General features: G+C 35.2%; 14 protein-coding genes. 3 read left to right on the forward strand and 11 right to left on the reverse strand.

From position 1 onward, the window contains the following. Positions 1-328 (forward strand): integrase core domain-containing protein (locus tag BLV64_RS10030; RefSeq protein ID WP_143034147.1); only part of this gene is annotated, 328 nt, incomplete at its 5' end. A gap of 11 nt (positions 329-339) precedes the next feature. Continuing rightward, a complete protein-coding gene (locus BLV64_RS10035) occupies positions 340-1,035 on the forward strand; it encodes an SDR family NAD(P)-dependent oxidoreductase (RefSeq protein WP_262484287.1) in 696 nt (231 codons plus the stop codon). A gap of 92 nt (positions 1,036-1,127) precedes the next feature. Here the strand turns inward: BLV64_RS10035 and BLV64_RS10040 are convergent, their stop codons facing one another. The 8 genes from BLV64_RS10040 to BLV64_RS10075 all read right to left on the reverse strand — a co-directional run bounded on the left by BLV64_RS10040 (position 1,128) and on the right by BLV64_RS10075 (position 8,391). After that, positions 1,128-1,805, reverse strand: coding sequence for a metal-dependent hydrolase (locus BLV64_RS10040; protein WP_092134802.1), 678 nt, complete (start codon positions 1,803-1,805; stop codon positions 1,128-1,130). Positions 1,806-1,899: 94 nt separating this feature from the next. Then, a complete protein-coding gene (menA, locus tag BLV64_RS10045) occupies positions 1,900-2,802 on the reverse strand; it encodes a 1,4-dihydroxy-2-naphthoate octaprenyltransferase (RefSeq protein ID WP_092134804.1) in 903 nt (300 codons plus the stop codon). 10 nt (positions 2,803-2,812) lie between these two features. Then, positions 2,813-3,652, reverse strand: coding sequence for a 1,4-dihydroxy-2-naphthoyl-CoA synthase (locus BLV64_RS10050; protein ID WP_092134807.1), 840 nt, complete (start codon positions 3,650-3,652; stop codon positions 2,813-2,815). Between the two features lie 54 nt (positions 3,653-3,706). Further along, entirely contained in the window at positions 3,707-4,537 is an 831-nt protein-coding gene (locus BLV64_RS10055) for a CvfB family protein (protein ID WP_092134810.1), read from the reverse strand. A gap of 72 nt (positions 4,538-4,609) precedes the next feature. Further along, positions 4,610-4,951, reverse strand: coding sequence for a DUF2853 family protein (locus tag BLV64_RS10060; protein WP_092134813.1), 342 nt, complete (start codon positions 4,949-4,951; stop codon positions 4,610-4,612). A gap of 103 nt (positions 4,952-5,054) precedes the next feature. Continuing rightward, on the reverse strand, positions 5,055-6,776 hold the full coding sequence (gene menD, locus BLV64_RS10065; RefSeq protein ID WP_092134816.1) for a 2-succinyl-5-enolpyruvyl-6-hydroxy-3-cyclohexene-1-carboxylic-acid synthase: 1,722 nt from the start codon (positions 6,774-6,776) through the stop codon (positions 5,055-5,057). A gap of 53 nt (positions 6,777-6,829) precedes the next feature. Continuing rightward, positions 6,830-7,948: a chorismate-binding protein gene (locus tag BLV64_RS10070; RefSeq protein WP_092134819.1), complete on the reverse strand. Its 1,119-nt coding sequence runs from the start codon at positions 7,946-7,948 to the stop codon at positions 6,830-6,832. Positions 7,949-7,965: 17 nt separating this feature from the next. Beyond that, positions 7,966-8,391, reverse strand: a complete 426-nt coding sequence (locus BLV64_RS10075; protein ID WP_092134822.1) for a PaaI family thioesterase — start codon at positions 8,389-8,391, stop codon at positions 7,966-7,968. A 54-nt stretch (positions 8,392-8,445) separates the two neighbouring features. On the opposite strand from BLV64_RS10075, the gene BLV64_RS10080 reads away from it, so the two are divergent. Further along, on the forward strand, positions 8,446-9,087 hold the full coding sequence (locus BLV64_RS10080) for an alpha/beta hydrolase (protein WP_092134825.1): 642 nt from the start codon (positions 8,446-8,448) through the stop codon (positions 9,085-9,087). A gap of 11 nt (positions 9,088-9,098) precedes the next feature. Here BLV64_RS10080 and BLV64_RS10085 read toward each other — a convergent pair whose 3' ends face one another. The 3 genes from BLV64_RS10085 to BLV64_RS10095 form a co-directional block, all read right to left on the reverse strand. Then, a complete protein-coding gene (locus BLV64_RS10085) occupies positions 9,099-10,373 on the reverse strand; it encodes a hypothetical protein (protein ID WP_092134828.1) in 1,275 nt (424 codons plus the stop codon). Between the two features lie 99 nt (positions 10,374-10,472). Further along, positions 10,473-11,423: an NAD(P)H-dependent flavin oxidoreductase gene (locus BLV64_RS10090; protein ID WP_092134830.1), complete on the reverse strand. Its 951-nt coding sequence runs from the start codon at positions 11,421-11,423 to the stop codon at positions 10,473-10,475. A 135-nt stretch (positions 11,424-11,558) separates the two neighbouring features. Continuing rightward, positions 11,559-12,284 (reverse strand): class I SAM-dependent methyltransferase, encoded by a 726-nt coding sequence (locus tag BLV64_RS10095; RefSeq protein WP_177165318.1) that lies wholly within the window; start codon positions 12,282-12,284, stop codon positions 11,559-11,561. Positions 12,285-12,437: the final 153 nt, after the last annotated feature.

A 12,437-nucleotide genomic window follows, 5' to 3' on the forward strand; every position in this document is an offset into this window, starting at 1 on the left:
GGAACCTCTGATTTTTCATTCTGATAGAGGTATACAATATGCTAGTCAAAAATTCACCTCTATCATTAAAAACTATGATGGGCTAGTTAAGCAATCTATGAGTCGTAAAGGAAACTGTTGGGATAACGCGGTGGCAGAATCCTTTTTTAAATCCTTAAAAGTAGAATGGGTATATAGGCACAATTATAAACGAAAATCTGAAGCTGAATTATCTATCTTTCAGTGGATAGAAACATGGTACAATAATAAACGAAGACATTCCTTTTTAGGGAACAAAACTATCAAAGAATTTGAATTAGATATGTATAATCATGAACTAGCAGCTTAGTCATTCAACTAATTGTCCAGTTTTTTGTTGCAAGTCCATTAGAAAAAGTAAAAAGCCTGTGTGACAATCAAGAAAATATATCAGTTTTAACTTTAGACTTAGCTGAAACCGATACGCTCGCAGGTATTGCAGAACATGCCATTTCTATTTTCGGAAAAATTGATATGCTTATTAATAATGGCGGAATTAGTCAGCGCTCAGCAATTATTGAAACGACTATAGCCGTGGACAGAAAACTCATGGAGGTTGATTATTTAGGGACAGTGGCTTTAAGCAAGGCCCTTCTACCTCATTTTGTTGCTCATAAATCGGGTCATTATGTTGTAGTTTCAAGTTTAATGGGAAAATTTAGCTCGCCATTTAGATCTGCTTACTGTGGAGCAAAACATGCTTTACATGGGTTTTTTGATGCCTTACGATTAGAACATGATGCCGATAATATTAAAGTCACTATGATTTGCCCTGGTTTTGTAAATACGAATGTAGCAAGAAACGCACTAACTGCAGATGGAAGTAAACAAGAAGAACAAGATAGTATGACAGAAAATGGTTTGCAGGTCGATGTATTTACGAAGAAAATGATTCGAGCTATCCGCAAAGAAAAATTTGAAGCTTATATAGGAAAAAAAGAAACACTTGGTGTGTACTTAAAACGGCTATCGCCAAGACTTCTTCACTATATGGTTTTACGAAGTAAAGTACGTTAAGCTTGCTAGCAGGAGTATTAAAAAAATAAAAACCTTATAGCTGTAGTTTGCACTAGTCTATAAGGTTTTCATTTAAATTGTAAAAGCGTTTCCTAAAGCTCTATACTCTCGCCTATTTCTAATAACATAAGATCTTTATTTTTATCAAAGAACATACGTTTTGCCTTTTCATGATCTATTTCAATATATCCAAAAGTATCAAAGTGATAGCCTAATATTTTGTCGCACTGCACAAAATCACTAGCAATAATAGCATCTTTAATTCCCATCGTAAAATTATCTCCAATAGGTAAAATCGCTAAATCTAACTGTGTTTGCATAGGAATAAGCTTCATATCAAAAGTTAAAGCAGTATCTCCAGCTATATAAATATTTTTATGCTCGCCTTCTATAACAAAGCCACCTGGCTGTCCGCCATATTTCCCATCTGGAAAAGAAGAGGTGTGAATAGCATTTACGTATTTTAGTTTTCCGAATTCGAAATCCCACGACCCTCCGTGATTCATTGGGTGTCCTTCTAGTCCTAAAGCTTGAAAATGAGACACTATTTCAAAGTTAGAAACAATAACTGCATCTGTACGTTTTGCAATAGCTTCAACATCTAGAATATGATCTTGATGCGCGTGCGTTAGCAAAATATAATCGGCTTTTAAATCATCTATATTTATATGAGAAGCTTTTGGGTTTCCTGTAATAAACGGATCTACTAAAATATGTATATCCTCTATTTGTATTCCTAAACTGGCGTGGCCATAAAATGTGATTTTCATATATAAATTTTTTAAAAAAGAAAATTACAAAAAACTTCAGACCTACTATAATATACTTCTGGGTTTTTCTAATTGTAAAAATAGATTTATAAAACTATATCAAATGTCCTAAACCCAATAAAACAGATAACAATACTGTTGTAAGTGCTAACTTTTTTAATTCTGGATCTAATTCTTTAGGAATCGTATTATTTTTTACTGTAATGATATGTTTAATTAACGGTAGGTAGGCTATTACAAACAGCAAATTGTATGGCGAAGTATAATACAAAACACCAAATAGTGACGCTGTAAATAGTGCTCCAACGATTAAAAAGTAATGGTATTTTTTCGATCCTTCAGCGCCTAATTTAACAGCCTTAGTGATTTTATTTGATTTAATATCACTTTCTATATCGCGCATATTATTAAGGTTTAACACTCCTGTACTTAGCAAACCAATAGTAATTGCAGGTAAAAACACCACGTGATCTATTTGTTTAGCAAACAAGAAATACCCTCCTATAACACTGACCAATCCGAAAAACAGAAATACGAAAATATCCCCCAATCCTCTATAACCATAGGCACTATCGCCTACCGTATATTTAATGGCCGCGACTACAGAGAGAACGCCTAACACAAAAAACAAAAAGATTAACAATAGGTTTTCAGAACCAAAGGCCATAAAAATTAAAAGTACTGTAAGCACAATACTAATAAATACATTAAGTCGTATCGCATTAAGCATACTTTGTGGTGAAATGGCACCACTTTGTAACCCGCGTTCTGGACCAATCCTATCGTTATTATCTGTGCCTTTAACACCATCACCATAATCATTGGCGAGGTTAGAAAGTATTTGATAACTTAAGGTTACCCCAATAGCCAGCAGAAAGATGCCCCAATCGAAGACACCATTATATTCGGCCAAACAGCCGGCTACAATAATCCCTGATATTGATAGCGGTAAGGTTCGTAATCGCATTGCAGATAACCATACGGAGACTCTATTCATAAGTTACCGACTATGGGATCCACTGTTTTGGAAAGTTAGGTTTTCTTTTCTCTAAAAACGCATCTCTACCTTCTTTAGCTTCATCGGTCATATACGCTAAGCGTGTTGCTTCACCAGCAAATACTTGCTGACCAACCATACCATCGTCTGTTAAATTCATTGCGAACTTAAGCATTTTAATAGATGTAGGGGACTTGGCTAAAATTTCTTGAGCCCACTCGTAAGCGGTTATTTCTAATTTATCATGAGGGATTACGGCATTCACCATTCCCATTTCGTAAGCTTCTTGTGCTGAATAGTCGCGACCTAAAAAGAAAATTTCACGCGCTTTTTTCTGGCCCACCATTTTTGCTAAGTAAGCAGAACCATAACCACCATCAAAGCTAGTTACATCTGCATCTGTTTGCTTAAAAATAGCATGTTCTTTACTGGCAAGTGTTAAATCGCAAACCACATGTAAACTATGACCTCCACCAACAGCCCATCCTGGAACTACAGCGATAACAGCTTTTGGCATAAAACGGATAAGACGTTGTACTTCTAATATGTTTAAACGGTGGTAACCATCTTCACCAACATAGCCTTGATGACCTCTTGCCTTTTGATCTCCACCCGAACAAAACGAATATATGCCATCTTTTGTTGAAGGACCTTCAGCAGATAATAAAACAACACCAATATTAGTATCTTCTTGCGCATCGTAAAATGCTTCATACAATTCTTTGGTTGTTTTTGGTCTAAATGCGTTTCTTACATTTGGTCTGTTAAAAGCAATTCGTGCTACTCCGTTACATTTATTATAAGTGATGTCTTCAAAGTCTTTAACTTTTATCCATTTAATTTCGCTCATTGTTTTCTGTTTTATTGAACACTAAAAATCACAAATCAATAGGTTGTGATTGGTTTAATTTAAATAAATCCCATCCGGTTTAATGGTAATTGTTTTTTCTTTATATAACGATCCGATCGCCTTCTTAAAAAGTTTTTTACTCATCTGAAGTGTGTCTTTAATAGCTTCAGGAGAAGACTTATCATTTAAAGGAAGAAACCCCGAATTATTTTGAAGTTCTTCAACTATTTTTTGCGCGTTCGGCTCGATATTTCTATACCCTATTTGGCCTAAAGTAATATCAATTTTATTACCGGGTCTAATTTTTTTAACGATCCCTTTAAGGTTATCGCCAATACTTAAATCTGTATAAATATTATCTTTATAGATTAATCCCGCATGCTTGTTATTTACAATAACATTCATCCCTATATCACTAGGGTGAGAAACAATTAAATCGACCTCATCAAACTCTTCAACTGTCAATTCTGAATTGTCTAAAAAGCGATTGGTTTTACTAGACGCTACTAAACGTTCTGTTTTCTCATCTAAATAACAGTGTACGAGGTACCATCCTCCTTTTTTCATTGGGAAGGCTTGTTCTTTAAATGGGCAAAACAGCTCTTTAACCATTCCCCAATCTAAAAACGCACCGTGTGGTGTCACTGCATTACAACGTAAAACAGCAAATTGGTCTCTTAAAATATAGGGTTTGTCGGTTACAGCAACCAAACGCTCGTTATTATCTAAATAAATAAAAACCTCTATAGAATCTCCTATTTCAAAGGTTTCGGGAACGTATCGGTTGGGTAACAACACTTCATTTTCATCTTCATCGCCCAAGAATAATCCTGGCTCTGTATCTCTTAAAATTTCAAGAGTATTATATTTTCCTACTTGTATCATTTTGCAAAGATAGTTATATAAAAAAAGCGTTACAACAAATGTTGCAACGCTTATGGTAAATTATTCTGTATTTTATTTATAAACAGATTCTTTTTTGAAGTGTTTAGCTAAAAGATAGTAAACAACAGCTCTATATTTATTTCTGTTTGAGCGTCCGTAAGTTTCCATAACTGAGTCAATTGCTTTATCTAACTCAGGACCATCATTAAGACCTAGTTTCTTGATTAAAAAGTTATTTTTAACCGTTAATAATTCAGACTCATCACTCCCTGAAACAGTAGCTGCGTCTTTATTGTAAATTGAAGGTCCGCAACCAATAGTTACCTTAGTTAAAAAATCCATGTCTGGATTTACACCACATTTATCTTTTAAATCTGCAGCATATTTAGTGATTAGTTCGTCACGCTTACTCATATTTTATAATTTTTAAGTTAATTAATGTGTTTAAATATACGAATTATTATGAAGTATTTTTCTTTAAATTAAAAAAATACTTAAAAAGTAATAAAAGCTTATTTTATTTAATAAAACTGAAGTATTTCAGCAATATTTCATCATTTTTTGTACTTGGTGTTGCTATTTCCATCACCCTTGGTTTATCCGATAAACTATAAAAATCTTCAAGGGCTAACTCCAGGTCGTTTTCATTAGTAATATAACGGTAATCCAAACCATAAAGGTCGCATAATGGCTTCGCCGTTAATTGGTGTTTAGTTTCAAAATAGGTATCAAAATTTTCAGTGTTTTTATGACCTGGTAAAATTCTAAAGATGCCTCCACCATTATTATTAACTATAATTATTCTAAAATTCTTAGGTATATAATTATTCCACAAGGCATTGCTATCATAGAAAAAGCTAAGATCTCCGGTAATAAAAACTGTTGGCTCCTTTGAAGCTACAGCTGCACCTACCGCCGTACTTGTACTACCATCTATACCACTCGTCCCCCGATTACAAAACACCTTTAATGAGGGGTCTAAATCAAATAATTGCGCATAGCGTATCGCCGAGCTATTCCCGATTTGCAATTGATTATGACTCGGTATGCTTTTTAAAAGAATATTAAAAACTTTAAAATCTGAATACGGCATCTCCTTTACATAGTCCCTATGTTTTTCTCTTCGTTTTTCCATCTCGCTTAACCAAAATGATTGGTATGTGCTAGTTATTGGAGTTGTATGGTCTAAAAACTGTGAAAAAAATGTGTTTTCGGACATTTTAAATACCTTATTTAATATAAAGAAGGTGTCGTTGGCATTATGTTCCCCAATATGCCAATGCTGTTTTGGTTGATAGGTGCGGAGAAATTGTTTAATTTTTTTGGAAATAACCAAACCTCCAAACGTAAGCAATACATCTGGCTTAAGAGCTTCAAACTCCGAAGGGGATAATGCACCGATTAACTTATCGATACTCGGTATAAAATTATTGTGATGAATATTCGATGTGCTTTCTGTAAGTACCAGTACACTATCGTCTGCAGCCAAGCGATCCAAATACTGTTGTTCTATTTTATTTGGCTGATTAACACCAACCAACACCAATTTTCTTTGGGCTTGATTCCAGTCCGAAATAAAAGACTTAAGATCTTCAGTCCCCATGTCATTCTCACTAGGCATTACATTCGCAGGTGCTACCGAAAGTGCATCAACCCGATCGTAAAGCGGTTCGTTAAACGGAATATTAATATGCACAGGACCTGGTTTCTGAATCGCCATGTTTAGCGCTTCATTAATTCCTTTTTCATTATTTTTTTGAATGATTGCTTGTTGCTTTTCTCTATCAGTAACACATCCTATTTCAGCTTGCGACTCATTTTCATTTACATCTTCCACTAAATTCGCAGAATACAGAATATGATTCTCAAAAACATTTTGCTGATTAATCGTTTGTCCGTCACCAATACCTATTCGTGATTGTGGTCTATCTGCCGATAGAACTACTAATGGAATATGGCTATAAAACGCTTCAGAAACGGCAGGGTAATAATTAAGTAAAGCACTTCCTGAGGTACAGACTACCGCTACAGGTTCTTGCAATTGCTGTGCGATTCCTAGGGCAAAAAATGCAGCACAGCGCTCATCGACAATACTATAACACTTAAAAAAAGGATCATGAGTAAAACCAATAGTTAGAGGTGCATTTCGACTTCCTGGCGATAATACAATATGTTTAATACGTTTGGCTTTACAAAGGCTTAGAACCGTTTGTGCTAACGGAATTTTAGGGTAGGTCATAGGATAAAAAATCGAAGCGTAAATTTACGGAAAAGGCGAACGATTTAAAATTTTTACAGACTATTTTTAATGGTTCTAGATTTATTAATGGTTTCCTCCCACTCTGATTCCGGATCCGAACTGGTTGTTATTCCGCCACCCACATAAATATAGCCTTCATGTTCTTTAAGCTGCATACAGCGCAGGTTTACAAACAGATTCGACACTGTTTTCACTGTTCCGTAGGCGCTATTTTCTACATTTCGCAACTTAGGGTTTCTATTGATTTTCACTTTTTTATTTAACTCACCCAAAAAGCCAGCATAAAACTCGCGGCGGTAATTTTCATTTTCTAAAATAAAAGCTTTAGCCAATAGCTTAGGGTAACCACAAACTGCAGGCGTAGGATGCAAGGCACCAATTACCGATTGCAAATCTAAATGACGTGAGTTGGAGCGTCCTGAAATCTCCGTTTTTAAGTGTAAAACACCTCCTGCTCGAACGGTTTGTAAGTCGGATACTTCCAAGCGATCGGAAACCCCTTGCAAACTAGACGTGATAAACTGGGTTACAATATGTTGTTCTTCTTTTTCCTTCTCTTGCCATTCTACAGCTTCTGTATCCTTATACTTTTGAGTTCCTGCTAACGACATGGTTTTAAAGCGATTCCCCTCGGTTTTTAATAAGGTTTCGGGAGTAGCACCTAACCACAATCCTATTTTAGGGTGATACCAACAATATACATATGCAGTTCTATAGTTAGACAGTAAGCGCTTGTAGATCGCCAAAAAATCTTCTGCTTTGACCTCTACCATCTCCTTGCGCGATAGGACTACTTTTTGAAAGTTACCAGCTTTCATAGATTCAATTGCTTTTTCTACAACAGCAATATGAGCTTCCTTATCGGCTAAGGTAGCAGTATCCTTACTTTTTGATTTTAAAGACACCTCATCATAGTTTACAGTAACTGAAAAAGCTTCAGAATTAGCGAATGGGAGTAACACTGTTTTTTGCTCACTATCGAAAGGAGCGAAAACAAAACCACTTTCGCTATAATCGGTCGTATAATAAACGGTATCATCCGTTTGAAATACCCCTTTAAGCTCTGTCGCATTGGGTTCTCGATATAATACAAAAGGTAAGGCCTCGTTAAAATACGTTTCGGCACTTTCTAAGAGTGAACTAAAAGTCATAATTTTCCAGTTAATATTTACTTTTTCCTAGGTAAAGAAATAGTTGAGAGTCTGCAAATAGACACTAAATTATCATCGTCATCGGTGACTCTAATATCTAATAACTGAGTAGTTTTTCCTTTATGTAAAAAGGTTGCTTTGGCATAAATAAATCCTTCTGTAACACTTTTTAGGTGATTGGCAGTAATTTCTGTACCGCGGACAAATTTATTGGTAACATCCAGAAAAATATGCGATGCAAAACTACCTACACTTTCGGCCAAGGCAGCGGTTGCACCACCATGTAGCACCCCGTCCGGTTGATATACTCTTGAGTTTACTGGCATTCTAGCCACTAAAAAGTCTGGACCATAATCTACCATTTCAATGTTTAATGTTTCCATTAATGTATTCTTAGAGGCAGCATTTGCTTTTGCTAATATTTCAGCTTTAGATAAATTCATCAAATTACAGTATTTTTGTTGTGTAAAAATACAAAACCAAAGCCTAAGCCTAAAATGAATTCTACTGAAAAAGAAATTTCTTACGTTTCTAAAAATTCTTATTCCACACTAAACCGTTTAACTGAAAAAACCAAGACTATTTGGTTCGTTTGTCACGGTATGGGCTATTTAAGTCGTTATTTTATAAAGTATTTTTCGCAACTGAATCCCGAAGAAAATTATATTATCGCACCTCAAGCACAAAGTAAGTACTACCAATCAAAAAACTTCAAACATGTAGGTGCAAGTTGGTTAACCAAAGAAAACACGGTTGTAGAAACTAAAAATATCTACGCCTATTTTGATGCCGTTTTAAAAGCTGAATACTTCCCGAAATCTGTAAACCTCATCGTCTTTGGCTATTCTCAAGGTGTTAGTGTATCCCTGCGCTATCTCGCAAAAACAAAACTACAATGTCAGCAATTGGTAATCCACTCTGGAGGAATCCCAAAGGAATTAACCCCCGATGATTTTTCTTACTTAAACCAAGAGACGTCTGTTCGATTAATTTATGGCACTGAAGATGAATATTTAAACTCGGGCCGCATAGAAGAGGAAACAAAAAAGGCTGAAGCTTTGTTTGGAAAGCGTATAGATATTATGCCTTTTAAAGGAAAGCATGTGGTAAATGTAGAGTTAATTAATACCTTAGTATAATCTCATAAGTATTACTCACAACTAAAGCAGCGTTGCAAGGCTTCACTTAATTGAATATCTTCAGACCCTTTTAAGGGAGCTGTTAACCCTCCTTTATTATCGATTTCCTTTTTAAAAGCAATCGCATAATCTACAATTGCGTTTCGGCGCTTTATGACTATGTCTTTAATTTCCGATTGATCTAAATCCGATATCGCTTTTGGCCAAACACTAAAGGCAGCTTCTATCTGATTGTCTGTAAGTACATTTTGCAAAGCTTTAGCTTCCTCAATAAAAACCGATTCAGGAGTTTGTAAAAGGAAGTAGCGATCGAACGGGTATACCAAGCCCGGCATGTATTTTATTTGTTCCTGAAAAGGACGTAATCTCGGGACTATATTTTCGTTAGACAATAGTGAAGGTATCAATCCTTCAGCCTTAAAAAAGGCATTATCACGATCACCAGGAATAGGGATGCCTTTTAATTTACCATTCTCCTTTTGTAACACCCAGCCCCATTGTTTTGCGTGCCTATCCCAATCGCCAATAATTAAATCAAAAAGCCGTGCACGAACCAATTGTCTTTCATCAATAAAAACGGAATCTTTTAGCTCTTGTTTTAACTCTTGAAGATCATCAGTTTCTACAATCGATTGCACATCTTTTAAAGCCGTCCAATTCGTATCACTTTCGGTTTCATACTCTAATAGAAAGAGTCGGTTACCATACTTTTCATTATACGTGTCGCCCAAAGTTTCTTGTTTAGGAATAAAAACAACTTTTGGGTGTGTCGATAATACATTGGCGTATTTGGCCAATTCTGCGACTAATATAGCTCCGTAAGGATGTTGAGCCGAAATACCATCGACTACAATATTCTCTAGACTTAGTGCTTTTAGTAAATCTGGAATTAAAGCTTCAGGGTCTTTATTTATACTACGTAAGGTGTATTGAATATTATTTTTACACTCTAATTTTAGGGAGTGTGTTTGTTTACCTCCGCCTTCTTTTGTAATGTTTACCCCTCCAAACAAGGTGTCTAAATATACAACAGGAACTTTTATAGGCGTTTCCCAAGCTTTTCTATACTGCTCACCTTGCATCACCCTTTTTACAGGATCCCCCGTGTATAATGTACTAGCGGCTATTACAATGGAATCGTGCGATTTAAAATCGATAGATTCGATGGTATCATTATGAATTACTTTACCATAGGTAGTGATCTCCGGAGTGCTTTTAACCGACCAATATAAAAAGGCGATAAAAACAACGAAAAGAAGAGCTACTACAAGTAATACTTTTTTCATACGGACTAATAACTATTTAATAATTAGTTAAGCAGCATAAAAAGTACTAATAAATCCATAAAGAATCAAATCATTAGATCAAATAAATAAGGGCATATGCTAATCGTGGGTTAACTTATAAATAATATCCTTAACAGGAAGAATAGCTTTTGTATGCTCGATACTAGGTCCTGCCACCCATACGGTTTTGTAAGTGGCTTTTGTAGCTGCTTTTTCTGTAGCACGCATTCCAATACCGAATCGAATCATTTTAACCCACTTTTTAAGTTTTTTATTACGGTTTAAAATAGTCTCTAACCAAGATTCTTTAGTTCCTATTTTCTGAACGTAAGGCGTGTTAATCACTGTACATGGCGTTCCAGAAATACGTTGTGTCATTATAATATCATCGGCCCCATAGTCTACACAGGCTTGTTTATACTCTTCGGTTACCCCTGCTTCTACTGAAGCGATAAACGGACTACCAACAGATACACCTTCTGCCCCATAACTAATCATTTTATCAATATCTGCTTTACAACCTACACCACCGGCAGAAATAACTGGAATCGCTAATTTATCACATAATAAGCTGGTAAGTTCTTGAGGCGATAAATTACCTCTATGTCCTCCTGCTTCGTTATTTACAGCTATTGCTGCATCGGCACCGAGCTCTTGAACTTTCATTCCGAAACGTAAATCGGTGACATCACAAAAGACTTTTATACCTACCTTATGCGCTTCTCTAATAGTCTCTTCTGGGCTACCTAAAGAGGTGATAATAAAATCACACCCTTCTTCACATAAAACACGTAATTGCTCTTTGTATTTAAGATTAGATTTATTGACAATTAAATTAAACCCAAAGGATCCGCCTTCTACTTTTGCAGCCTTTAATTCTTGAATAGCCGCCTTTAATTCTTCTAGCGTTCTATAGTTTAAGGCAGGAATACATCCTGCAATCCCGGCTTTCATAGCTTCTGTCACCATCGCAACATTGGAAACTAAAAACATAGGCGCTTGAATAATTGGATATTTTATTTTAAGAAGTTGTGTGAGTTTTGTTTGCATAATCAATTCTATAGTTAGAAAAATCTTTAGATTTAATGATTTAAAATAAGTGTGCTTTTGAAGCAATAACAAATATAATCAATAATTTGTTATGCGTGCATAATACATTGTTAATAATAGCGCCCTATAAAAAAATCATACGCGTTTTTGGGCTTTTAAAATGGTTTCTTGTGCAGCATACCCATTAACATTATTAGCATCACTTTTAAAATCTAAGCGTTCTATGGTAAAACCGACATGCTCCAGCCGTTTTATTAAACCAGAAACCGAATAAATCCTAACATGATCAGATTGACCAAAATGAAGAAGACGTTCACTTTCAGTTTGAACAGAGGGATCTTCGTAAATTTCACCATCTTTAAAAGGTGTTTGAATATAACACACACCATTAGGCTTTAATATTCTAAACAGCTCAGACATTGCCTGAATATCGTTTTCTATATGTTCTAAGATATGATAGCAAATTACACAATCAAAATAGCTGTCAGGTTCTGCAATGTCTAATATATCTAAGCGTTTATCTGCTTTAAACTCTTTTGAAAAATCTGTAGTAATATATTCCTTAGTATGAGCTTTGCGAATACATTCACTCAATTTTAAGGCTGGTGAAAAATGGAGTACCACGCGATCTTTAAGGCTTGACTCTAAAATACTCCACAAGCGTCTTGCACGTGCTACGCTACCACATTTAGGACACAAGTTCCCACCTCTTTGATTTTCTATAAACTTAGAAGCTTTAAATCCGCATAAATTACAGTGTACCGTATTTCCTTTATAAAACAGAGCCACTAGGGGTCTTATTTTAGATTCATTTTTTTTAAGAAAAGTTTTTGGTATGAGTTGCTTTAAAGTATTGTACATAGACACGGACATTTAACACTGCTAATTTAATATATTGACAGCGTTTAAAGCATAAAAAAACGCAATCAAATTAATGATTGCGTTTTATTTTATTTATGTGTTTTCGTGAAGGTTCCAAAATAAATTTCGGATAAGCGATTCACTCAATTTTTG

Source organism: Bizionia paragorgiae (assembly GCF_900107625.1).
Taxonomy (GTDB): Bacteria; Bacteroidota; Bacteroidia; order Flavobacteriales; family Flavobacteriaceae; genus Bizionia; species Bizionia paragorgiae.